Origin of the sequence: Methylobacterium sp. WL119 (assembly GCF_008039875.1) — a bacterium.
Taxonomy (GTDB): domain Bacteria; phylum Pseudomonadota; class Alphaproteobacteria; order Rhizobiales; family Beijerinckiaceae; genus Methylobacterium.
The window spans coordinates 1-23,855 of sequence record NZ_VRUU01000073.1 but is presented as its reverse complement, the minus strand read 5'-3'; the positions used below and the strand labels follow the sequence as shown (position 1 = coordinate 23,855).

Here is a 23,855-nt window from a genome sequence, read left to right as displayed (position 1 = left end):
CCCCCCATTGCGGGGGGGGGGCCCCCCCCCCGGGCGGGGGGGGGTCGGGCGGGGGCGGGCGGCGACCTGCGGGGGGCGGGGGGCGGGACGAGGGCCATGGCGAGAGTGCTATGCGGACGCGGCGCCGAGGTCAAAGGCCGCCGCGCGGCGGTGGATCCGGTGCACGACGCGCGCCTTCGTGCGAAACGGCCCTTTCCCCGCTCCCGGATTTCGGGAACATCCTGATCGCATGAACATCCTTCTCATCGGCAACGGCGGCCGCGAGCACGCCCTCGCCTATGCCCTCGCGAAAAGCCCGCTCTGCACCCGGCTGCTCACGGCGCCGGGCAATCCCGGCACCGCGCAGCACGGCGAGAACCGGCCGGAGCTGAACGTCGCCGACCATGGCGCGGTCCGCAGCTTCTGCGAGGCCGAGCGCATCGGCCTCGTCGTGATCGGGCCCGAGGCGCCGCTGGTCGCCGGCCTCGTGGACGACCTGACGCGGGCCGGCATCCGCGCCTTCGGCCCGACGAAGGCCGCCGCGCAGCTCGAAGGCTCGAAGGGCTTCACCAAGGAGCTGTGCACCGAGCGCGGCATCCCGACGGCGGGCTACGGCCGCTTCGCCGCGCTCGATCCCGCCCTCGCGCACGTGCGCGCCGCGGGCGCCCCGATCGTGGTGAAGGCCGACGGGCTCGCCGCCGGCAAGGGCGTCACCGTCGCCGAGACGGTGGAGCAGGCCGAGGGCGCGCTGCGGGCGCTGTTCGCGGAGGCGGGCGCGGAAGTCGTGATCGAGGAATGCCTGTTCGGCGAGGAGGCGAGCTTCTTCGTCCTGTGCGACGGCACGCGGGCGATTCCGATGGGCACGGCGCAGGACCACAAGCGGGTCTTCGACGGCGACCGCGGTCCCAACACCGGCGGCATGGGCGCCTATTCGCCGGCGGGCATCGTCACGCCGGCGATCGAGCGGACCGTGATGGAGACGATCATCCAGCCGACGCTCGACGGCATGCGCGCGCGCGGCACGCCGTTCACCGGCATCCTCTATGCCGGCCTGATGCTGACCGCGGACGGTCCCAAGCTCATCGAGTACAACACCCGCTTCGGCGACCCGGAGGCGCAGGTGCTGATGCCGCGGCTCGCCTCCGACCTGGTGCCGGCGCTGCTCTCGGCCTGCGACGGCGACCTCACCGGCGTCTGCCTGGAATTCGACGCCTCGCGCGCGGCGCTGACCGTGGTGATGGCGGCGGCCGGCTATCCCGGCACGGTGGTGCGCGGCTCGACGATCCGCGGCATCGCCGATGCCGAGCGCGACGGCGCCCTGGTGTTCCAGGCCGGGACCCGGGCCGAGGGCGAGGCCATCCTCGCCGACGGCGGCCGGGTGCTGGCGGTCACCGCGCTCGGCGACAGCGTGCTGGAGGCGCAGGCGCGCGCCTACGCGGCGGTCGCCCGGATCGACTGGCCGGAAGGGTTCTGCCGCCGCGACATCGGCCGGCGCGCCGTCGCCCGCGAGGTCGCCGGCCACGGCATCTGACCGTTTGCGACCGGGCGAGGCGGGTGTGTCCCGCGTCGCCAAATCGCAAGCTAACGGCCGAGGGCGTAGAGGGCGATCGCGGCGGCGTTCGAGACGTTGAGGCTGCGGATCTCGCCGGTGAACGGGATCTTGGCGAGCACGTCGCAGCAGGCGCGGGTGCGCTCGCGCAGCCCCTTGCCCTCGGCGCCGAGCACGATCACCGCCGGCCGCGTCGGGGTCAGCGTGTCGAGGCCGGTCTCGGCGTCGGAATCGAGGCCGATGCGGGTGAAACCCTGCGCGCCGAGGGCGATCAGCGCCTCGGCGAGGTTGCGCACCACCAGGAACGGCACGTGCTCCAGGCCGCCGGAGGCGGATTTCGCCAGCACGCCGGTGGCGCCCGGCGCATGGCGCGCGGTCGTGACGATGCCGGTGACGCCGAAGGCCGCAGCGGTGCGCACGATCGCCCCGACATTGTGCGGATCGGTGATCTGGTCGAGCGCCAGCAGCAGCGCATCGGCCGGCAGCGCGTCGAGGCCGGGCGAGGCGAGGGGCTCCGCCTCGAGGTAGAGGCCCTGGTGCACCGCATCCGCCCCGAGCAGCCGGTTGATGTCGGACGGCCGCACCAGCTCGGGCTCGATCCGCAGGGTGCCCAGCTCCTCCACGAGGCGCGCGGCGCCGTTCTCGGTGGCGAGCAGCCGGTGCAGGATCCGCTCGGCATTGCCCATCGCCTGCACCACCGGGTGGAAGCCGTAGATCACCGCGGCGCCCTCGTGCGCCGGCTGCGGCCCGGCCGGCCGCGGCCGCTGACCGTAGGCGGGCTTGCCGAAGCCGGGTTTTCCGAAAGCGGGTCTTCCGAAGCCGGGCTTGCCGTAACCCGGCTTGCCGTGGCTCGGCTTGCCGAAGCCGGGCTTCCCATACCCTGGCTTGCCATGATCGGCCTTGCCGAAGCCGGGCTTTCGCACCTCGGACCCGGTCGGCCGCCCGCCGTCGCCGCCGTCGTCGCTCTCGCTCGCCATCCGCCCAACCATTCCAGACCCGTGCTGCGCGCGACCGCGCAGGAAGACAGCGCCCCGCCAAGGCGCGCGAAGCGGCAGCGTTAGCACGGGCGGGACGAAGTTGCCGCACCCGCCCGGCGCCGCCATCCCGCCCCATCCGCGACAAACCGGCCCGCCGCCGCCGCCGTCGCACAAGCCGCGATCCGCCCGTTGCCCTCCGCCCGTGGCCCGACTATAGAAACCTCGGCCCAGCGCCAGCGCCCTTCGTCTATCGGTTAGGACGTCAGCCTTTCACGCTGAAGAGGCGGGTTCGACTCCCGCAGGGCGCGCCATTTCCGTACAGAACTGCGAGCACCGGGTGCGATGTGAGCATCGCGGCCCGCGATGACGGCTTCGTGGTGCGCCTCGTCCCCATCGATCCGGATGACATCGCCTTCGACGCGATCGACGATCGCCTGAAGCCAGGTCTTGCGGAACCGGATCTCACCGGGCGTCACGGTCGCGTGCATCGGCGCCCGGTGTTTGGTCCCGGCATTTGGCCGATCGGATCTGACGTGAAGCGGTCGTTCTCGGCGGACCACCCTTGCAGATGGCCTCATGGAAGCGCGACCGCTCGAGCTGGTCGCCGCCGACCACCGGCCGTCGGCCGATCCCGCAGCGCTGCCGTCGAGAACCTGGCCCATGGGGTGCCCATCCACGCGGACGTGAGGATGACGCCGCCAAGATCTCGGATCCAACACGCGACGATACTTGATGAAGAGCCATGCCCCAGCCTTCATCGGCAACCGGCTAAGTGTTGGAACCGCCCGTTGCGACGACATCCGCCCGCGGGATGCGGTCTGCCGATCCTCGCGACAGGCGCCGGCCCAACCGGATCATCGGGCGCTCGATGCGCATGTAGACCATCCAGGAGACGACCAGCGTCGACAGCGTGCAGATCGCCATCGTCAGCGCGTCCGGCATCGATCCCGTCAAAGGCATCAAGCGATAGATGGCGACGTTCACGCTCCCGTGAAGGAGATACATCGCGTAGCTGATCAGCCCGATCCGGGCGAGCAGCATCGAACGCGGGCGACGCGCCCGAACGGCGATCCAGAACGTGGCCACCGCGAGCGCGTAGGCGCTCATGACGGGGATGCGTCCGTCGATGACGAACAGGTCGGCGCGCGCGAGCGAGTAGTCGGCCACCAGCAGGACGGCGCTCCCCTGCGCGAGGACGAGGAGGAGTACGGCCCCCATCGCCCCCCGGCGCCGCTCGACCATGCCGAGGCGCAGCAGAAGCCCAACGAACAGCCAGGCGAGGTGAAGCCCGAGATACTGCACGGGCAGGTTCGCCAGCCCGTGGATGCGCAGCGTCACGGGCAGCACGGTGGCGGCGATCAGCCCGAGCGCCACGGCGAGAAGCACGCCGACCCGCCGCAACGCGCCCGCCGAGAAGAGCAGCGCGACGAGAAGGTAGAAGACGAGCTCGACGAACAGCGTCCAGTAGATCGGCGACAGCCAGGGCTGCCCGAGGATCGTCGGCGCCATGGTCATGTTGGCGAGGACGGTCGCTCTCGCCGGCGGCTCGCCGGAAGCCCGCGCCGTCGCCGTGAGGACGGCCAGCGCGAACCAGAGAGCCGGATAGAGCCGGAACAGCCGCGAGATGGCGAAGTGCGCCAGCGGGCGCTCGCCGCGGATGCTGAACGGCACGACGAAGCCGCTGATCAGGAAGAAGATCGCGACGCCGTAGCGGCCGAGGCTGACGCTCTGCGACAGCGCTATGCCCACCGCGCGCATCGGCCCGGCTTCCGGGGCGGTCTGCCGCAGCAGGTCGCCGAACATGTGCTCGACCATGACGCAGAGCGCGGCGACGGCGCGGAGCCCGTCGATGTTGGCGAAGCGCTCCCGCGGCACGGGCCGAGCGCAGGTGCTCCCCGGACGGGTCATCGGACCAGCCCGAGGGCGCGGAGCGTGGCCGCGTCGAAGCCTGGGCCGGCTTCGTTCTCGGCCAGGGCGAAGCCCCCGGGGCCCACGTAGGTCCAGCAGGCCCAGGCGAAGCCGTGCCGCTCGGCGCAGGTGCGCATGTCGTGCAGCCAGCGCGCGCGGGCGGCCGCCCCGTCCCGGCTCCGCCCGTAGGGCGTGAGGCTGACGCCGAACTCCCCGAGCAGCACCGCGTGCGCGGGCAGCCCGCGCGCCGCGCGCCAGGCCGTCACGCGCGCGAAGGTCGTCTCCAGCGCGGCCGCATCGAATCCGGAGCGGGCGTAGTCCGCCAGGTTGCGCGGCGCCGCCCGCGCCTGCTCCCGTCCGGTCTCGTCGAGCGCGAGGCCGGCGATCCGGGCCTCGGTCGCCCGCAGCATGGCCTCGGGCGCGGCCGGCGTCGGGTAGGGCACCGCGTCGAGGACGTAGGCCGGGTTGCCGCGCAGGCCCTGATGCGTGAACTGCCAGGGCTCGTAATTGTGGAAGGTGTAGAGCAGCGCGCCGTCGCCGTCGAAGGGGCTCGGATCGATCGCCTCCAGGGCGGTCGCGGCGTTCATCGAGCCGCCCCCGAGCACCAGCGGCAACCGCGCCGCGCCGGCGCGGGCCGCGCGGTAGGCGGCTTCCAGCATCGGCTGCCACGCCGCGGGCGAGACCTCCGGCTCGTTCAGGAGCTCAAGGGCCAGTCGCGGCGGCCCCGGGGCCCGCGCAGCCGCGAGGGAACCGAGACGCGCGGACAAGCGGGTCAGGAGTGCCAGCACGGCCTTGAACGGCGGCGTGTCAACGCCGCCGGTGAGCGCGTCCGGGCGATAGGCCGGGTGCATTCGGCTCGGATGCAGATCGACGACGACGCCCAGATCCGCATCGAGCAGCGCACCGACGATGCCGAGGAGATGGTCGTCCAGCCTGTCGCGCCGCGCGCCCGTCAGAGCCAGGAACGGGCCGATATCGACGACGAGACGCACGAAGTCGAAGCCCGCCTGCCGGATCGCCCCCATCTGCTCCGCGCCGAACCGAAAGCGCGGCTCCGCGAAGGGCGGCTCGGCGTACGATCCGCTCGCTCCGACCTCGGCCCAGCCGAGCGTGTGCGAGACGCCGATGCCGCGGCGGAAGACGGGGATGACGCCGGCGGCGGCCGCCGGACGGGCCGGCCCGACGGCGGACGCGGCAAGCAGGCCCGCGAGCCGGGCCAGGATGGAGCGGCGGTTCATCGCGGGGCGGCGTCCTGCGAGGCGGCGAGGGGGCGCTGGCGCATCGGACGGCCCTTCAGTGCCGCGGGAGGAGGCGGCCGAGGGGCGATCGGTACAGGGCGCGCACGATCGTTTCGCTCTTGAAGCGGCGGATCCGCCAGGGCAGGGCCGTGTCGACCTTGATGGAGCGGGCCCGCAGGCTCGCGTGCACGGCCGAGCGGTCCCGGGCCCGCTTGACCGGATCGGCATAGAAGCGCGCGATCTTCGCCGCGCCCGTCCCGGGCGTGGCCAGCCATGCCGGGATGTGGACGTGGCAGAGCCGGTCGACGTCCGTCAGCGCCTTGTCGATCCCCGTACCGGTGAACCGTCTGGTCTACCGGCGCTTCGTGCGCGCCAGCCGCGACGGGCTGCACCGCGCCTTGCCGGATGCGGGCCGGGTGCTCGTCGGAGCGGTCGTTCTCGGGAGCGGCACGGCGCTCCTGCTCTTCCTGCTGGCGCCCTGGCTCGGCCTCGCGTTCGGCCGCGCCTACGACGAGGTCACGTTCTTCGTCCGCTGCCTCTCCGGCACGATCGCCCTGATCGCCGTCTGGTCGGTGGCGATCGACCTGCTCGGCGCCTCCGGCCGCCAGGGGGCTCGCGCGATGATCCTGAGCACCGTCAACCTTCTGGGGGGCGGCCTCATCGCCGCGGCCTCGTGGCTCGCCGGGCCGTCGGGCGCGATCGTCGCCCTCTACGCGATCGAGGCGGGAACCGTGGCGGCGGCCTGGCTCGTCCTGCTGAGCCTGGCCGCACGGAGCCGCGGGCGCGCCCTGAGCGCGGCCGCATGACGACGCACCCGGACCGGAGCCCGGGAGCAACCGCCTTGCACGACCGGCCGGCGTGCGGACGGGGCGAGGGCCGTCTCAGGCCGATGGAGATCGCGGACGTCGCGGCGGTCGGCCGGCTCTTCCTGCGCCACTTCCGGGGCATCGAGGCGGAGCCGGGACCGGACCTTCTGGCCTATCTCCGCACGCTCGCCTTCGGCGCGCCGGGCCAGACCCGCGAGACCGGCAGCTGCGTCTACGAGCGGTGCGACGGCCGCATCACCAGCGCGCTGCTCTCCGTCCACGTCGCGTTCCGCGTGGGCGAGCGGGACGTCGCGGGACGCCTGTTCTCGGCCTTCATGACGGACGGATCGAAGGACGCGGCCGGCGCCGCCAAGATCAGCCTGGCCATGCGGGCGCGGCAGCAGGATCTGGCCTTCAACGATTCCTCCTCCCCGACGAGCCTGAAGCATTTCCAGGCCGTGGGCGGCACGATCGTGCCGATCCAGAACCTGGAATGGATCCGGACCTTCCGCCCCGCCGAGGCCGCGCTCGGTCGCGTCGTGCGCAGGACGCTGCGTCGGTGGGAGCCGCCGCTCGGGCCGCTCGCCTGGCCGCTCGACGCGGCGATCCGAGCCGTCCGCGTCCGCTCGGCTCGACCGTGCCGACCGGACGTGCGGGTCGAGCCGATGACGGTCGACGACTTCCTCGACCATGCGCCCGGGTTGATCGCGCATCATGCGGTCCGCCCGCGCTGGTCGCGGCCCGAGCTCGCCTGGTTCGTCGCGATGGCGGAGCAGAATCGTCGCCGCGGCCCCCTGGCGATCCGCCGTGTCGTGAACCGATGCGGGGCGGTCGTCGGCTGCTTCGTCTATCACGGTGCGGCGGGCCGGCCCGCCCGGGTCCTCAACGTGCTGGCCCGCCCCGCGCAGGAAGCCGCGATCCTGCACGCGATGTTGTGTCACCTCGACGAGGCCGGCTGCACCGAGGCGATCGGGCACGCGCAGCCCGCGCTCATGCACGGCCTCGCCCACCAGCGCGGCGTCGGCTTCCGGCATCGCGCCTTCGTGTGCGTGCTGACGCGGCATGCCGACATCGCCGCCGCGGCGAAGCGGGGCGACATCTACATCGGCGGCTTGGCAGGCGAGGATTGGAGCCGCCTGATGTCGGACTTCTAGAGCATCTTCCGTGATCCCTGGATCACGGAAGATGCTCTATCGTGTTGTGAAATGGCATTGTCTTCACGCGAGCCGGGATCCACTTCGCCCGAGAATGCTCTGGGACGTCCGCCGAGCCTGCCGCGGTGCGACCGGCGACGCGCCTCGGAGCGTCCCGCTCACGCGTCCGACCCGGCACGGGCGGCCGGACGTGCCGCGACGACATCCTGCAGGATGCGGCTCTCGATCCAGGCCTGCGGCGCTTGCCGTCGCCGGAGGAAGCCGAGGGGCAACGCCGCGGCATGGAAGATCCAGGCGACGACCGCGTAGAGCCCCAGCCGCAGGCTGTGCTGACGCCATGCCATCAGGCCGACCACGCCGACGACGAGAGCGAGATCGAGGCCGAGCCCGAGCCAGGGGTGCGGAGCCAGGAACGGGAGGGCCAGCATCAGGATCAGCCATAGGTAGACCGCGGCCCAGAGCTTCAGCTCGGGCAGCTCGCGCACGAGCCGCCCCCATCGCGGCGTGCCGAGCGCTGCCCGAAGAACCTCGCCGATGCCGCGGAGATAGCCGGATTTCCAGCGCCGGACGAGCAGGGCGTAGGCGTCGACGGCGTGCCCGAAGTGGCTCACGAAGCGCCGGTCGAGCCGATGCAGGCCCCAGCCGCACGCCCGCAGCCGCAGACCGAGGTCGAACTCCTCGTATCCGTGCAGGTTGCGGTCCGACAGATACCCGACCTGCAGCAGGGCTGCGCGGCGGTAGAGACCGCCCCCGTTCATGCGGTCGATCGATCCGGTCCGGTTCTCCGGCGCGGCGCGGCGCCCGCGCCGGACGTATTCGAGGCTGGTGTCGTTCATTTCCGCGACATGCCCGGTCACGCCCGCGCAGGAGGGATGCGCCTGCAGATAGGCCAGCGCCTCCCGCAGGAAGCCGGGGTCGAGCAGCATGTCCCCGTCCATGAGGCAGACGAACGGCTCCCGGCTGTACTGAAAGCCGAGTTGCGGACCGATCCCGCAGCTCGGCCGGACGGCGGGATCGAGCTGGACCACCCGGACCGGGAAGGCCGAGGCGACGCCGACCGTCCCGTCGCGGGAGCCGCCGTCGGCCAGGATGATCTCGCCGCCGATCCCGTCGAGCGCTGCCACGACGCTCGCGAGGGCTCCCCCGATCCGCGCTTCCTCGTTCAGTGCCTTGAGAATCACCGAGACCGTCATTGCAGCTCTCACGCCCCGCCACGCGTCGCCTTACCGTCGGGCTGCCTGCGGAGCGCCATGTCGCCCCCCCGCCTGCCCACGCCCGAAGCGGGCCCTCGACCCATCCGCTTATAGGAATTCTTGCTGCCTGACAGGAGCCAAATCGCCCATCACCGTTTTCGGCGGCCGGGCCCACCGCAGGGGCGAACCTTTGGCACCCTCCCGGTCGATCTCGAACGCGGACGTCGCATCGACCTGCGGCCGACCGTTCGGCTGCGACGCCGACCGCTCGGCTCCGGCGCGATCCACAGATCCGGGTGGCGGCACGGGATTGCCGGGCCGAAGACGCGCGGGGGATCACGATAGGCAGGCATGCACGGGAGGCGAGTGCGGATCGTGCGCGCCGGTCGCTTGACCGCAGCAATCATGCGTCCGTCCGCCATGGTCGCTATGGGTCGATCCATTTCGATCGGGCCGCGGCCGGTCGCGCTGCCGCGCCGGACTTGGCGCAAGCCCGCATGCGCGTCGGCCCTGTGTCGGGCCGATCCGCGGTTCAGCGAAACGTGCCCGACAGCTCCTGGCCGTGTGCCGTCATCAGGTCCCGCCCACCGGTCTCGTTCGCCCAGGAGAAAGGGCTGCGGTTGGGGCCGACGATGTAGATGTTCCGGTCCATGCGGATGCTTCGATCGGAAAAGATCCTGAGATCGCCCGTGTCCTGAACGGCGCCGCTGCTGCCTCCCGCCGACACGTCGATCGTGTTGTCGTGAATGGAGATGTTGCGCAGCAGATAGGTCCCGAATTTTCCCGCCTGCCGGGCTTGCTGGATCAGGGCGATGCCGTTGCCCTTCGTCGCGCCGTCGGACACGATCGTGTTGAAGGCGATGTCGATCACGGCGCCCTCGGTCGCGCCGGAGGCGGCGACGATGATGCCGGCGCACCAGAGCCAGCCAGGGCACGTGTCGCCGGAATTGTTGCGGACGACGTTGTGCCGGATCGCGGCGGTCCAGGAAATTTCGTGAAAGATGCCGCCGCAGCAATTGTTCTCGACCAGGTTCCACTCGGCCGTATAGTTCGTGTTGTCGATATCGCTCCAGATGCCGGGCCCCTGGTTGTCGTGGACCCAGTTGTGCCGGACGACGGCGCCGTCGCTCAAGGTGATCTTGCCGCCACCGGCCTCGAAGGCCGGATCGAACTTCTTCTGGTGATTGTTGAACGCGATCTCGTTGTTTTCGACGATCGGCGCACCGGGCATGGCGGTGCCGTAGCCCGACTGGGCATTGTGGTGGATGCTGTTGCCCGAGACCACGGTGCCGACGCCCATGGAGACGCCGATCCCGGCATTGCAGCAGATCTCGTTGTCGAGGACGCGCCAGCCGCGTCCGTGGGCGGCATAGACGGCCGCATCCTGGTTGCCGGCCGTATAGTTGCGGATCACGAGGTTTCGGATGACGACGTCGCGGGCGGTCCCGTCGAAGGCGCGGCGGACGCCGTTCCGACCATCGAGGACGGCGCCCTTCAGCCCGGTGAAGGATTGCGACGGAAGCGGGCTGACATGTTGGGCCGGGTAGAGACCGGGCTGAAGGCAGAAGGCAGCACCCGGGCCTGCCGCTTCCGCCATCTCCTGCAGCCTGGCGCCGGGTTGGACGCGGATTCCGTTGCAGGCGATGTCCTTCGGGCCGGCCGGTCCGAGCAGCCCGGCCGTCTCCGCCGCTCCCCCGGACGGCTTGTGGGGGGGTCCCGCAGCATCGACGTCGACGGCGATCGCCGGCGGGCGATGCTCGTCCGAGCCTGCGGCGGCCGGCGCCGGGATCGAGGACAGGAAGGCAAGGACGATGAGGGCCGCCCGCTGATCGCGCATCGCATTCGCTCTCGGAAGTGGGATTCCCGTCGTGCCCTGCCAGACCGGGCACAGGCCTTTTGCCGACGGGCACGTCCCGTCGCCCGTTGCTATTTCGCGGCGCCCGAGAGGGCGTCGAAAGCGAACGATCTTCTCGCGGACCCGGGAGCCGGCCGCTCGTACGGCATCCGGTAGATCATCGATGCCGCGATGCCGAGGCCGAACAGGCACCAGAACCAGATCCCGAGCATCGGGCCCTCGAGAGCGACGTCGAAGGAGGCGTCGATCACGAACGCGAGACCGTAGGCGACGATCCAGAGCAGCACGTTCGACTGGTCGATATCCCCGCGTCGCCGAGCCTGGACGACGTCCCACAGCAATCGACCGAACCAGGTCGCGAGCAGCAGGATCCAGAGCGAGACCCCCGGCACCCCGGTCCGCGCCAGGAACGTCATGTTGACGTTGTGCGGGCTCCGCAGGGGATTGTCGGAGCGGGCGTTGCTGATCCCATCGACGACCGAAAGATTGATCCCGAGACCCTTGCCCGTCCAGAAATAAGGCCCGTGCAGCGTATAGTCCTTGATCCTCTGCCACCAATGCAACCGCCACGTCTTGGTGTCGTCGAGATTGGCGGACTTGCTCTCGCCGAGGATGCTGTTGACATTGTCGACGATCTGCTCGAGCCCGATTTCGCGATGCGAGCCGTCGGGATTGGGCGGCCCGATCTGCTTGATCCCGAGGACGGCCATCAGCCCGAAAAAGACCAGGCACAGGAGCATGATGCGCACGATCTTCCGCATCTGCCGGCCGACGACGGCGGCGAGCAGGCTCGGGACGAGACAGGCCAGCATTCCGCCGCGGCTCGGCGTCAGCAGGGCCAGCCCGAACAGCAACGCCAAGACCCATGGCAGGCTGACCTTGCGCAAGCCGAGAAGCACGAAGATCGTAGCGCCTGCGACGTGCACCGATGCTTCGCCGGGCCTGATCTCGAACATCGGCGTTCCCGACCACGGCCACTTCGGCACAGCGTCGTTGGTGTACTTGGCCAAGAGGAAGAGCGGTCCGCCGATCAGCCCATACAGCCACGCGAAGGACGCATATCGGGCCACGAGGACCTCGATGCGGTGCGGCTGCTCCAGCAGGAGCGCGGTGACGAAGAACGCGAACAGCCCGTAGAAGACGAGCATGCTGTCGCGGATCGTGTCGAGGCCGTAGATGCCGATGTCGGGCGCGGCACGAATCACGATCAGGACCATCAACCCGGCAAGGATTTGGTTCTGCACCGGCACGAAGGTCGCGAGCACGCACCGTGTTCGGGTCCAGCCGACGAAACCGAGAAGCAGCAGGATTTCGCCCACGAAAAGGGGCGGCACGCCGAGATAGGCGAATCCCTTTCCCAAGACCGCATAGCCGAGCAGCGCGAAGCACCCGAACCGAAGATACGCGTCGCCGAAGTACGGGGTCGGCCATCGCGACGCACGCGCCCGTCCGGTTGCATAGGTCATTTGCGCGAGACCTGCTCGAGTTCGATCGATCAAAGATCCGGCTCAGGATGCCACCGTGGCCCGCGCGGATCGGCGGAGCATCGGTGTCATTCCCGCGACCCGGAAGGGGGAGGCCCAATCCGGTTCGAGCCGCCGCCCTCGAACGGTAAGGCGGGGGCGGGTCCGCCGAACGCATCGGGTCCCGGACCGGGCCGATGCGGCGGGTCGGGCCCACGCTCCCATCGCGGGTCCGACCTGCCCGCGGCCGGATGGGATCAGACGGTGTTCTCGGCCCGACCGGCCGTCCTGTCTCGGCGGATCAGCTGGGCCGTGGCCAGGGCGACGAAGCGCGGGATCATCGAGGCATAGCGACGCCATAGCCGCCTGGGCTCGGTTCCCAGGCGAAACGCCCATTCGAGTCCGTTCCGCTGCATCCAGCGCGGCGCTTGGCGCTTGGTGCCGGCCAGGAAATCGAAGGCGGCGCCGACGCCGATCAGCACCGGCGCCTCGATCCGATCCCGGTGGGCGCTCATCCAGCGCTCCTGCTTGGGCGTGCTGAGGCCGACCCACACGATGTCGGGCCTGCTCGCGTTGATGGCGCGCACGATCGCCTCGTCCTCCTCGGCGGTGACGGCGCCGAAGGGCGGGCTGAACGTGCCGGCGACGACCAAGCCCGGATGGGCGGCGCGCAAGGTCTCCGAGAGCTTGTCCGCGAGACCGGGGCCGCCGCCGAAGTAGTAGTGACGGTATCCGAGGGCCGGCGAGATGCGCGCGATCTCCCGCATCAGGTCGGGACCATAGACGCGCCGCACGCGGGGGCGGCCGAGCCTGTGGGCCATCCAGACCAGGGGCATCCCGTCCGGCGTGACCATGCCGGCGCTCGCATGGATCTCGCGCAGGGCGGCGTCGCGCCGGCATTCCATGATGCCGTGGACCCCGGTGACGCAGACGTAGTGGCGCCGGCGCGACCGGATCCAGGCATCGATCGTCATGACCGCATCCTGGAGGGTGATGGCGCTCACTGGAACGCCGAGGATCTCGACGCGCGGAGGCCTTGACGGAGCGCTCATGAGGCGGCCCTCAGAAGCGGGCTGACCGTGCCGCCCGGACCTGCCAGCAGCGCTTCGAAATAGGCGATGGTGCGCTTCAATCCGTCATCCAGAGCGACCTTCGGCGTCCAGTGCAGCAGGTTCCGCGCGCGACCGATGTCGGGGCAGCGCTGGGTCGGATCGTCCTGCGGCAAGGGTCGGTACACGATGGCCGAACCGGAGCCGCACAGGTCGATGATGCGGTGCGCGAGCTCGGCGATGGTGATCTCGACCGGGTTGCCGAGATTGACCGGGGCCTCGAGGTCCTGATCCATCGCCATCAGACGCACGAGCCCTTCGACGAGATCGTCGACGTAGCAGAAGGAACGGGTCTGCGATCCGTCGCCGTACAGGGTGATCGGCTCGCCGGTCAGCGCCTGGATGATGAAGTTGGAGACGACCCGGCCGTCCAGCGGATGCATGTGGGGGCCGTAGGTGTTGAAGATCCGCGCGACCCGGATCGGAAGCCGATGCTGCCGCTGATAGTCGAAGAACAGGGTTTCGGCGCAGCGCTTGCCCTCGTCATAGCAGGCCCGCGGTCCGGTGATGCTGACCCGGCCGCGATACGCTTCCGGCTGCGGATGAACGTCGGGATCGCCGTAGACCTCGCTCGTCGATGCCTGGAGGACGGGAATGCGCAGGCGCTTCGCCAGGCCCAGCATGTTGATCGCTCCCATGACGCTCGTCTTCGTCGTCTGCACGGGATCGCGCTGGTAGTGGATCGGGGAGGCGGGGCAGGCGAGATTGTAGATCTCGTCGACTTCGACATAGAGAGGAAAAGACACATCGTGCCGCAGAAGCTCGAAAGCCGATTGGTGGGCGAGCTCGGCGACGTTGCTTCGCGATCCGGTGTAGAAGTTGTCGACGCACAAGACGTCGTTGTTCTCCCTGAGCAGCCGGGCGCAGAGATGCGAGCCGATAAAACCCGCCCCTCCGGTGATGAGCACGCGTTTCTTCATTGTCTCCATCCCCGTACGATGATGTCGCGTCCTGCTCTCGATTGCCGATCACGTCTCCCGACCGATGCTTCGGACGCATCGGCTCGGAAACCCTGGCTGCTCGATCGGAGCGTGGCGGCCTTGAGCTTGCGCTTGCCGGACGCGGCACCAAACCGTTCATCGGCAGGATGCCGAGCGTGGAACGCCACCCTTTCGCACTACTCCCGCTGACGGGCGTGTGCTTATGCGGCGCTCAGCTATGGTTGGTGCTCCGGCCTGAACCGGATCATCATTGCATCAGAGATATCAGATATTTTTTCGATCAAGTTATATGGTATTACATAGTATTATACGCTTACGATGAAATTTTTGTCCCAAAAACCCGGAAATTCTTCCCTCAATCAAGTCGGCTCGGTGGCGATGACTAGCCTTCGCGTTCTCATCTCTCACAACCGCTACCAGATCCGCGGTGGCGAGGACGCCGTCGTCGAGGGCGAAGCGGTGGCGCTCGCGCGGGCCGGCTGCCGGGTCGAGACCGTTCTCGTCAGCAACGACATCATCGACAGCCCCGTCGCCCGCTTGCGCGTCGCCATCGAGGCCGCGCACGCGCCGCGCGGGATCGCCCGTGTCCTGGAAGCGGTTCGCGACTTCCGCCCCGACGTCGTGCACGTCCACAATACGTTCCCGCTGGTTTCCCCGGCGGTTCATGCGGCGGTTCGCGCGGTCGGTCCCGCCACCGTGCAGACCCTGCACAATTACAGGATCGTCTGCGCCGGCGCGCTCCTCCTGCGCGACGGACGGCCCTGCGAGGATTGTATCGCGGGCACGCCGTACGCCGCGGCCGTCCATGGCTGCTACCGCGGCTCGCGGATCGGATCCCTCGCGGTCGCCCGCATGATCGCCCATCACCGCCGGGTGGGCACCTGGAAGCACGACGTCGACGCGTTCATTGCCCTGACCGGCTTCGCCCGCGATCGCTTCGCTCGCGCCGGCGTTCCCGCCGAGCGGATCTTCGTGAAGCCCAACGGTCTCGCGGATCCGGGCCCCGTCTTCGACGGCCCGCGGCAACGCCTCCTGTATGCCGGTCGCCTCAGCCCCGAGAAGGGCCTGTCCGTGCTGGCCCAGGCCGCCGCGCAGGCAGGGTTGCCGGTCGATGTCGCCGGTGACGGTCCGATGCGATCGGAGGTCGCTGCGGGCCCCTGGCTCGTCCCGCACGGCGCTCTCGCACCGGCCGAGACGCAGGCGGCGATCGCGCGTGCCCGAGCCCTGGTCGTGCCCTCGCTCTGGTACGAGGGCCTCCCGATGGTGATCATCGAGGCGTTCGCCGCCGGCACCCCGGTGATCGCATCGCGCATCGGCTCGCTCGCCGAACTCGTCGAGGACGGCGTCACCGGCCTTCTCGTGGAACCCGACGACCCAGGGGATCTCGCCCGTGCCCTGAGGCGGATCTCCGGCGATCCGGCCGAGGCGCGGCGCATGGGACGTGCCGGGCGCGCGGTCTATGAGCAGCGCTGGGCCGAGCCGATCACGACGAAGGCCCTGATCTCTGTCTATCGGGCGGCGCTCGCGTCACGGTTTCACGCCCTGAAACGCGCGGCATCCGATCACGGTGGTCGGCACGGCTGCGGAGACGGCGCGTCGCAAGTCTTATGACGACGCAGAAGCCGCTCGACGATGCGATTTCGCAGCACGCATCGGTATTAGTGCCCAAAGAGCTGCGCCGCTGTCCCGAAGAATAGCGTCGAGCGAAGCCGAGGCACCGTAGGCTTTCGCGGTCGCGCCGGATGAACGCAGCCGCGATTTCGAGATGATCCATTCGGGTCTCGACGGGAAGACAGGTCGGTCGCCATGCATGAGCTCTCTCGATGGGTCGGCCGCCTCGGCTCGGTGGTGCTCGCCGCCCTGGCGGCGATCGCGGTGGGATGTTCCGCCCGCGCGCAGGACGCGGCCTATCGGATCTCGTCCGGCGACAAGATCACCCTGTCCGTGTTCGGTCAGCCGGAGCTGGCCGGGGACTACGTGGTCGGCGGCGATGGCAGCATCCTGCTTCCCATCGTCGGCGACGTCGCGGTCGCGGATCTGACGCTGCCCGAGCTTCAGAAGCGTGTGACGGAAAGGCTCGCCGACGGCTACTTCCATCAGCCGGTCGTGAGCGCCCGGATTTCCGAGATGCGGCCGATCTACGTGATGGGCGACGTCAAATCCCCGGGAAGCTATCCGTTCCGCTACGGTGCCACCGTCCAAAGCGCCATCGCCCTGGCAGGGGGATATGCGCTGCCCGAGCAGGCGCAGATCGGGCTGCGCACGGAGTTTCTCCTGGCCGAGGAGCGCGTGCGAGCGCTCGAGCTGACCCGCCGCACGCTCCTGGTCCGCCGCGCTCGCCTGTCGGCGCAGCTCAACGACGCGCCGAGCTTCGCGCTTCCCGCCGAGCTGACCGAGGACGATGGGACGCGCGCCCTCCTGAAGGCGGAACGCGAGATGCTGGAGACCCAGCAGAAGGCTCTGAAGGCCGAGGTCTCGCTGCTCGAGGAGCAGAAGCCCCGGCTCGAAGCTGAAATCGTGGGAAACAAGGCCCAGTCGGCTTCGGAACAGGTGCAATTGAACCTGATCCAGGACCATCTCGCCGACTACAACAAGCTCATGAGCGACGGTCTCGCGCGGCGCTACACCGGGATCGAGCTCAAGCGCGAGGAAGCGCGCAACAAGGGAAACATCGCGCGCCTCTCCTCGGAGCTGGCCCGTCTCGAGCTGGGCATCGGCGATCTCGCCGTGCGCGTGCTCGACACGCGGAACACCTACAAGCGGCGCGTCATCGTCGAGTTGCAGGAGCTGCGCTCTCGCCTGGCCGAGGTCGAGACGAGCCTCCCCACGGCGCGGGAGGTCCGCGAAGCGCGCATCCAGCAGGGCGGCACTCTCGGCATCGCCACGTCGCAGGAATTGAGCCGCAGCGCCTTCGTCACCCGGCGCCAGAACGGGAAGGCGGAGACCGTGCGCGTGACGCTGACCACGGTCCTTGCGCCGGGCGAGATCGTCGAGATCCGCCGGGACGGCGCAGCGTCGGATGCCATGGCGCAAGACGGCGCAAGCAACGGCGTCGCCGCCAATGCCACGGCCACGGCCTCCGACCGCGCAGCGCAACGCCCGACCACATGGACCTCCGCGGATCCGACCGACAAGTACCCGGGCGCTCTGCTTCGATAACCGATCGGCGCCGCGGGCATCGTCCGACCGCGTACCCGGCCCGACCGCGAGCGGCGCCCCGGAAGGCGCCACCGATGCCAAACCACCGTGCGGCCGAGCGGAAGCTCTACGCCTCGAAGACCATCCGACAGCCTTCAACGACGAGGATGACATGAACCAGTTGCCGCGGTTCGATCCCCACCTCAGGGAGACGAGCGTCCGTGATCACTACGACGGCGTCGCGCAGTCGGCGATCAAGATGATCTTGCGTCGCCGCCGGCTCATCGGGGTGGCGCTGGTGGTCGGGTTCGTGATGGGCATCGCCGGGCTGATCCTCATCAAGAAGACCTATACCGCAGACGCCTTGATCCAGCTGACCTTCAGCCGCGACGAGCAGACGCGGACGGGATCATCGGCGCAATCGACCGGAACGGCGGTCGAAGCGTCGGCCCTCGTGGAGAGCGAAGCGCGCCTGCTCCGCTCCAGGGCCGTCGCCCGCCGGGTCGTCGCCCGCCTCAACTTGGCGGCAGATCCGGAGTTTGCGCCCGCGACCCCGTTCATCCTTCGTTTCGAAAGCTGGCTACCCGACAATCTCCGCACCATTCGCCCTTGGCAGACGCCGTCCTCGGACCAGACGTTTCGCGAAGACCTGATCGCGCACGCACTTCTTCAGGGTCTCTCCGTCACCAACGACATTCGGTCCTACATCATCGGCGTTTCGTATGCTTCGGCCGATCCGGAGCGATCAGCGAAGATCGTCAATGCGTTCCTGGACGAATACATCAGCAACAACATGGAGACCGGCGTCAGGGCTGCCCAGCGGACAAGCGACTGGGTCGCCTCGCAGATCCGTCAGACCCGCGCGTCGCTCGACATCGCCGAGTCGGCCGTGAACGCGTATCGGCGCCAGTCGGGATTTCTCGAGCTGTCGACCGACGGCGGAATGCCACAGCAGCAACTGCAGAACCTCTCCGCCCGTCTCGATGCGGCGACCGCTTTGCGCCTGGCCGAGGAGGCGAGGGTCGCACACGCCAAAGAGGTCTTCGTCGCCGGAGGCGTTCCGTCCGCGGAAGACCTCGCCGGTGCTCCGGTGATCCGGGAACTTCTGGAGAACCGCGAGAAGCAGCGGAGGGAACTGGCGGAACTCGCCCTCAACGGACCGAAGCATCCCGGCCTCTCGCGCGCGCGATCCGCGCTCGACGACACGGAGACGCGCCTCCACGCGGAGATCGAGGGAGCGATCAAGGAATTGGACGGCCGCTTGAGATCCGCCGCCGACGCGGAGGCAGCGCTCGCGGCTCACATCAGGCAGACCAAGGACACCGCGATCGACTCCAAGAAGCGCGAGACCCAGCTGAAGAGCCTTCAACTCGACGCGACCTCGTTGCGTGACAGGCTGAAGGTGCTCACCGAAAGTTATGCCCAGGCCATCGCTGCAGCGGGCCTGGCGTCCACCAGCGCGCAGGTCGTGATGCGGGCCGAGGCGATCCCGCTTCCCTCGGGACCGAACCCGGTCGTGATCTTCGCCGTGGCGATGCTGGGCGCGACGGCGATCGGGATCGGCGGCGCCTACCTGCTGGAGAACCGGCACGACGGCCTCCGCTCGGAGGCCGAGCTGTCGGCCGAGACGCAGACGCCGTGCCTCGGCATGATCCCCAACCAGCCGAAGCGCCCGAAGCCGAGCGACAAGCGCCTTTTCGAGGAAGCGATCCGGTTCCTGGCGGCCTCGATCGACGTGCAGACCGCCGCCGCCTTCGGCCGCGTCCTCCTCATCACATCGTCGGTTGCCAAGGAAGGCAAGTCGGACGTCGGCCGCGCCCTGGCGACCGAGGCGGCCAGGAACGGCGGGAGAGCCCTCATCGTCGATGTCGCGTCGCGGTCGACCGAGGAAACAGGCACCCTATCCCTGCCGCTCGATGCGGCGGTGAGCGACCCTGATGCCTTCCTGAGGGATTTCGCCGACGATCCGGTCGTCCGTTTGGCAGCGCCACGCTGGATCGCTTCCGACGATCTCACCTGCATGCGTCTCGCAGCCTTCATCGAACGGGTGAGGTCCTCGTTCGAGATCATCATCCTCGAAGCTCCGCCCGTTCTGCAGTCGCTCGACTTTCTGCCGCTCGCAAGGCTGGCCGATCTCGTGGTTCATCTCGCCCGGTGGGGCACGACGCCTCGGGAGACCATCGCGGCCGCCTTCAAGCGGTTCGATAGCCTTTCGGTTCGCGTCTGCGGGACCTTGATGACCCACGTCGATCCAGCGACGAACCAGAGCGCCGGCAGGCGCGGTCGAGGCGCGTCGTCCTGGGACCGAAGGGACTCTGCCGCGAAAGGGCCCTTCCTCGGCTCCATCCGCTCGGCGATGAAGCGCACACGGGCTTCGCAGCTGCTGAAACACTGAGGTTCCGCGCTGCCCACGCGAAGGACGGCACGGCGTCGACGACCGTTCCGCGAGGCCGGTCGCTCTCCACGCCGCGAACGTCCGCGAGGCGAATGCCCCGGCCCCCCCGCACCGTCCCCGTCGCCCTCGACCGCGACGGACCGGGCATCCATGGTGCCGCTTCGACCTCGGGCCTCCACCGGACCGGGCGCTCATCCGCGGCGTCTCGACCGGCCCCGACAGGGCGGATGGCGATGCCGGACCGATCCGACCTGTGCCGTCCCAGGGTCCCGGCCGACGAGGGCGACCGCGTGCCGGGCCCGGCTCAGGGAGCCCGGCAATTCATTGCATCGGCGGCCTCGGCGACGCTGAGCGACCGCCGGCGAACCTCGAGCGGGACGTCCGGTCGTTCCGACACCGCCGTCGCCTCGCGCCTGAGTGCCTGGTCGCAGGCGCACGAGCGGTGCCCGGCCGCATCGTAGCAGGCGTCGTGGCGCTGGCAGGCGGCGTCGAGGGCGTCGGTCGGCGGCAGGTCGGCGCCGCGCTGGCCCGCACCGCAATAGTTGCCGTGAAACAGTTCCTTGCCCGTGAGCACGTTCGCGAGGTCGCCCTTCGGCGGGGGCGCCTCCTGCGGCGTGCCGCTCGGGTTCAGGTCGTTCGCCGGTCCGCCGGACTTGCTGGCCGACCCACGCAGCGTCTTGGGAATGCCCGATCGCGCATCGGGCTCTCCCAGACTTTCTCCAGTGCGGGAGTTCGGATCGGACAGGTCGGGAAGCGGCGGCGGCGGACCCGGCCTCGCCTCTTCAGAGCTCGTCGAACCCGGATCGTCCTCCGTCGTCTGCGCCACAGCACCGTGTGCCAAGAACACCGCCATGGAGAGGACCAGCGCAACCAGGGTTTTCAAGTCCGACTCCCGTGGAGCGAGGCGAGCACGTCGTTCGGCGCGCCTGGCCGGCGCCATCGGCCCTCCGAGACGGATCGCCTCGAAATCGAAGTCTCCGAACGCAAGGACGGTCCTCGCCTGCGTAGGGGCGGGACGCGGACCAGATACGGCGACGTCGAGGAAAGCGTTCCACGCCCTGTGCCGGAAAGCGCGATCGAACGGGACGACGGAGGGATCGCCGTCCCGACGATGTCACTGCGCGTCGGCATGACCGCGACCGCGTGGAGCCCGCGGTGGATGCCAGAGAGCGGCCAGGCTCACCCGTTCGCCGGCACGGAGGCTGCCGACGACAGCCTGCCTGCGCGACGGATGGGAAGCGGGATGCCGGGCATCAGCCGGCACGCCGACGCGGATTGCGCAGGCCGCACGTGGCTGCCGGCGAGGAAGCCACGATCAGAGATCACGCAAAGGTGAAGTCAGGCTTATCTAAGGTTGCCGATATCAAGCGGAACAATGCCCGAAGCCGTGCCGTTGCTTGGCGTCTGACGGCATGCCTCGGGCGCGTTGGGGTCTGCAGTTGGACGTCGAGAATTTCGAAGCTTATCACCGCCTCTACGGCGGTGTCGCCGACCTGTCGCGGATCGGCGCCGGCTTCAGCGCGCGCCTCAACGTCATCCGCCTCCCGCGCCTGGTGCTGCATGAACGGCGCGTGGAAGGCGTCTTGTCGAACCGCACCTGGGCGTGCGTCGGCCGCCACGGCTTCGATCACATCACGCTCCATCTCCTCAGATCCGGGGATTTCGTGTCCGGTCCGCCCGGTGCCGAGCGGCGGCTTCAGCCCGGCGAGGTCGTCGTGCTCGACACGAGCCGCCCCCACGTCTCCCGCATGACGACGCGCGCGGACCTGCTCTCGATTCAAGTGGCACGCGCCCACGTCGCGGAGGTGATCTCCGATCCGGCCGGGATCCACGGCACCGTCCTGCCGGCCGCGGCCTGCGGCCTGCTCACGGATTTCCTGGCCTCGCTCACGCGGCGATCCGCATCGCTGCGGCCCGATCCGTCGGCCCACGTCGCGGCGGCGGCGATCAACCTGCTGAGCCTAGGCCTCAAGGGCCTGCCGGCCTCGGCCGAGGCGCTTCCGGCCGAGGCGGGGGACGCGCTGCGGCGCCGGCGTGCCGAGGCCTTCATCGCGACGCGCCTGCCGGACCCGAACCTCGACGCGCATGCCGTCGCGGACGGGATCGGGATCTCGCGCTCCGTCCTGTACCGGGTCTTCGGCGTGGATGGCGGGGTGAGGCGGTTCATCCAGCAGCGACGCCTGGACGAGCTGCGCCGCGCCCTCCTGCGCCCCGGCGAGACGCGCCGTCTCGGAAGCCTCGCCTACGCCCACGGCTTCGCCACCGAAAGCCATTGCAGCCGCGCCTTCGCGGCGGCCTTCGGCCTCCCGCCGGGGCAGTTCCGGACCGAGCTGACGCGCCCGGATGCCGACGAGGCGATCGATCGCGAGGACAGCCTCATCGGCTTGGCCAGGGCGCTGTACTGACGATCGGCCCCAGCGCCAGGATCCGCGCACGCGCCGCATTGAGCCCGCGCGCGCCTGCGAAGGTCCGTGAAACCCGCTTGCCCGGCGCCACTTATCGCAGGGGAAACGGCGGGAGGAAACGGATGGCAGGCACGATCGACCGCGCGACGCTCGACCGTCTGATCGCCCTGGGGCGCGAGCGCGGGGAGCTGACCGCGAGCGAGCTTCAGGCGGCTCTGCCGGTCGAGACCTTCGACGTCGACGCCCTCGTCCTGGTGATGCTGGAATTGGAGGCGGCGGGGGTGAGCGTGGAGCCGGATGCGTTCGGCCCGCGCGCCGAGACCGACGCCGCGCCGCGCCTGACCCTCGCGAGCCCGGAGCCCGGCGCGCCACGCGTGATCGCACCGACCGGCGAGGGCGAGCCGGTCGCGGCCGCCGCGCCGGCGGCCGAGGCGGCGGAGCCCGAGGCCGACGAGACCGAGCCGGTCGGACGCGTCGTCCTGCTCGCCGGTCTCCTGGTCCTGCTGGTGCTCGGGACGATCCTGGTCCTGGCCTGAGATGCGGAGCGAGGCGGCCGGGCTTGTCGATCCGGTCCGCGCGCCATCGCGTTGGCGCCTCGGAGCCGGCGCCTTCGCGCGCCGGCCGCATCGTCGTTCGGCGTCAGGCGAGCTTGCGACCGTCGGCGGCGTAGCGGTCGATGGCCGAGGGCAGCTCGCGCGAGAGGCGCGACAGGAGCGCGGAGCGGCTCAGGCCGGTCTGCTGGGTCAGGTGGTCGAGGGTCTCCGGGCCGATGGCGCGCTCGAGATCGGCCTCGTGGATGTCGCGGTTGGCGCCCTGGTTGATCCAGGAATTCGCCGTCTCGCCGTGGCCGCCCTTGGTGAAGTGGTCGACGAGCTCGCTCAGGCCGCTGGCGATCAGGCCGCCGACGCCGGCCGAGCCGACGCCACCGAGGAGCCCGCCCAGGCTCGAGAGGCCGCCGCTGCCGGACGAGGTCGTGGAGCGGCTCGACACCGGCGGAATCGTCGTGTGCCCCGGCGTCGCATCATGCCCCTTCAGGAGCTCGGCGAGCTTGTCGCGGTTCTGGTAGCCGGCCACGGCCAGAAGGCCCAGCAGCGCGGTCATCGAGGGATAGCCCTTGCTCATCGGTCGTCCTCTTGGGTTGGAAGGTGGAAGGTCCGGCACCGGACCGGTGCTCGAAGGGAGCGGGAGCGCGCGCCGGCCGCCGATCCGCGCGGCGTCCCGCGCGCTCAGGATCGGGGGACCGGACCCGCAGCGTTGGCGAGCCCGGCGGGGTCTGCGATCACGGGCAGGGGTGACGGTCGCCGTCGTTGCCGAGGTAGGTCCCGCTCGCGGCATCGTAGGAGCGGAAGCGGCGCGCGCAGGCGGCGACCGCCTCGGGATCCGGGCCGCCCTGCACCACCACCGGCGCGGCCTGCGCCTGCGCGTTCGCGATGGCGCCGCCGATGATCGCCCCGGCCGCCAGGCCTGCGACGCCCGCGCCCACCGCCGCGCCGACGCCGGGCCCGCGACGATGGCCGTAGCCGCGTCCATAGCCGTAACCCCGGCCGTACCCCCGCCCGCCGCGCCAGCCGTGACGATGACCGAAGCGGCGATACTGCACGTAGCCGGTCGGCAGGTCACCGCGCACCAGCGCCTCGACGGGGGCGCTGGATGCCGGGGCGGCCTGGGCCGGCAGACCGACCAGGGTGGCGGCGACGGTGGCGGCGCGGGCGAGGGTCAGCTTCATCGTCGATCGTCTCCTGATG

The 23,855-nt window shown here is 70.1% G+C and carries 19 protein-coding genes and 1 tRNA gene; 9 read left to right on the top strand and 11 right to left on the bottom strand.

Translation table 11 applies throughout. The annotated features are described in order from the left end of the window. The first annotated feature begins 229 nt into the window (after positions 1–229). Positions 230–1,510 carry a phosphoribosylamine--glycine ligase gene (purD, locus tag FV227_RS20930; protein ID WP_147859813.1) on the top strand — a complete coding sequence of 427 codons (1,281 nt, stop codon included), beginning with the start codon at positions 230–232 and terminating at the stop codon, positions 1,508–1,510. 50 nt (positions 1,511–1,560) lie between these two features. On the opposite strand, the gene rlmB is transcribed toward purD, so the two are convergent. Continuing rightward, the gene (gene rlmB / locus FV227_RS20925) at positions 1,561–2,505 is read right to left on the bottom strand and encodes a 23S rRNA (guanosine(2251)-2'-O)-methyltransferase RlmB (protein ID WP_243946623.1); all 945 of its coding nucleotides are present in this window, start codon (positions 2,503–2,505) and stop codon (positions 1,561–1,563) included. A 236-nt stretch (positions 2,506–2,741) separates the two neighbouring features. On the opposite strand from rlmB, the gene FV227_RS20920 reads away from it, so the two are divergent. Continuing rightward, a tRNA-Glu gene (locus FV227_RS20920) sits at positions 2,742–2,816 on the top strand. 457 nt (positions 2,817–3,273) lie between these two features. Here the strand turns inward: FV227_RS20920 and FV227_RS20915 are convergent. Then, positions 3,274–4,413, bottom strand: coding sequence for an acyltransferase (locus FV227_RS20915; protein WP_147859812.1), 1,140 nt, complete (start codon positions 4,411–4,413; stop codon positions 3,274–3,276). Continuing rightward, positions 4,410–5,651 carry a cellulase family glycosylhydrolase gene (locus FV227_RS20910; protein WP_147859811.1) on the bottom strand — a complete coding sequence of 414 codons (1,242 nt, stop codon included), beginning with the start codon at positions 5,649–5,651 and terminating at the stop codon, positions 4,410–4,412. Before FV227_RS20910 ends, FV227_RS20915 begins: the two co-directional genes overlap by 4 nt. 338 nt (positions 5,652–5,989) lie before the next feature. Between FV227_RS20910 and FV227_RS20905 the strand changes: the two genes are divergently transcribed. Both FV227_RS20905 and FV227_RS20900 read left to right on the top strand, forming a co-directional pair. Beyond that, positions 5,990–6,457, top strand: coding sequence for a hypothetical protein (locus FV227_RS20905; protein WP_147859810.1), 468 nt, complete (start codon positions 5,990–5,992; stop codon positions 6,455–6,457). Positions 6,458–6,540: 83 nt separating this feature from the next. Further along, on the top strand, positions 6,541–7,611 hold the full coding sequence (locus tag FV227_RS20900; protein ID WP_147862974.1) for a GNAT family N-acetyltransferase: 1,071 nt from the start codon (positions 6,541–6,543) through the stop codon (positions 7,609–7,611). Between the two features lie 158 nt (positions 7,612–7,769). Here the strand turns inward: FV227_RS20900 and FV227_RS20895 are convergent, their stop codons facing one another. The 5 genes from FV227_RS20895 to FV227_RS20875 form a co-directional block, all read right to left on the bottom strand. Next, positions 7,770–8,804, bottom strand: a complete 1,035-nt coding sequence (locus FV227_RS20895) for a glycosyltransferase family 2 protein (RefSeq protein ID WP_147859808.1) — start codon at positions 8,802–8,804, stop codon at positions 7,770–7,772. Positions 8,805–9,336: 532 nt separating this feature from the next. Beyond that, positions 9,337–10,641, bottom strand: a complete 1,305-nt coding sequence (locus tag FV227_RS20890; protein ID WP_147859807.1) for a right-handed parallel beta-helix repeat-containing protein — start codon at positions 10,639–10,641, stop codon at positions 9,337–9,339. Between the two features lie 89 nt (positions 10,642–10,730). Beyond that, entirely contained in the window at positions 10,731–12,125 is a 1,395-nt protein-coding gene (locus FV227_RS20885) for an O-antigen ligase family protein (protein WP_147859806.1), read from the bottom strand. Positions 12,126–12,379: 254 nt separating this feature from the next. Continuing rightward, a complete protein-coding gene (locus tag FV227_RS20880) occupies positions 12,380–13,174 on the bottom strand; it encodes a WecB/TagA/CpsF family glycosyltransferase (RefSeq protein ID WP_147859805.1) in 795 nt (264 codons plus the stop codon). Then, on the bottom strand, positions 13,171–14,151 hold the full coding sequence (locus tag FV227_RS20875; RefSeq protein WP_147859804.1) for a UDP-glucuronic acid decarboxylase family protein: 981 nt from the start codon (positions 14,149–14,151) through the stop codon (positions 13,171–13,173). The genes FV227_RS20880 and FV227_RS20875 overlap by 4 nt, the downstream gene beginning before the upstream one ends. A gap of 339 nt (positions 14,152–14,490) precedes the next feature. Here FV227_RS20875 and FV227_RS20870 point away from each other — a divergent pair, with 339 nt between their 5' ends. The 3 genes from FV227_RS20870 (at position 14,491) to FV227_RS20860 (ending at position 19,705) form a co-directional block, all read left to right on the top strand. Beyond that, complete coding sequence (locus tag FV227_RS20870) at positions 14,491–15,783, top strand: glycosyltransferase family 4 protein (protein ID WP_348642526.1); 1,293 nt, start codon at positions 14,491–14,493, stop codon at positions 15,781–15,783. A 237-nt stretch (positions 15,784–16,020) separates the two neighbouring features. Then, entirely contained in the window at positions 16,021–17,331 is a 1,311-nt protein-coding gene (locus FV227_RS20865) for a polysaccharide biosynthesis/export family protein (protein WP_246686573.1), read from the top strand. A gap of 151 nt (positions 17,332–17,482) precedes the next feature. Beyond that, entirely contained in the window at positions 17,483–19,705 is a 2,223-nt protein-coding gene (locus FV227_RS20860; protein ID WP_187274890.1) for an exopolysaccharide transport family protein, read from the top strand. Between the two features lie 304 nt (positions 19,706–20,009). Here FV227_RS20860 and FV227_RS20855 read toward each other — a convergent pair whose 3' ends face one another. Then, positions 20,010–20,558 (bottom strand): phospholipase A2 family protein, encoded by a 549-nt coding sequence (locus FV227_RS20855; RefSeq protein WP_147859814.1) that lies wholly within the window; start codon positions 20,556–20,558, stop codon positions 20,010–20,012. Between the two features lie 586 nt (positions 20,559–21,144). Here FV227_RS20855 and FV227_RS20850 point away from each other — a divergent pair. Beyond that, positions 21,145–22,110: a helix-turn-helix domain-containing protein gene (locus tag FV227_RS20850; RefSeq protein WP_187274889.1), complete on the top strand. Its 966-nt coding sequence runs from the start codon at positions 21,145–21,147 to the stop codon at positions 22,108–22,110. Positions 22,111–22,232: 122 nt separating this feature from the next. After that, positions 22,233–22,646: an RNA polymerase sigma factor region1.1 domain-containing protein gene (locus tag FV227_RS20845; RefSeq protein WP_147859800.1), complete on the top strand. Its 414-nt coding sequence runs from the start codon at positions 22,233–22,235 to the stop codon at positions 22,644–22,646. 103 nt (positions 22,647–22,749) lie between these two features. Here FV227_RS20845 and FV227_RS20840 read toward each other — a convergent pair whose 3' ends face one another. Continuing rightward, complete coding sequence (locus FV227_RS20840) at positions 22,750–23,232, bottom strand: YidB family protein (RefSeq protein ID WP_147859799.1); 483 nt, start codon at positions 23,230–23,232, stop codon at positions 22,750–22,752. A 157-nt stretch (positions 23,233–23,389) separates the two neighbouring features. Further along, positions 23,390–23,836 (bottom strand): BA14K family protein, encoded by a 447-nt coding sequence (locus FV227_RS20835; RefSeq protein ID WP_147859798.1) that lies wholly within the window; start codon positions 23,834–23,836, stop codon positions 23,390–23,392. Positions 23,837–23,855: the final 19 nt, after the last annotated feature.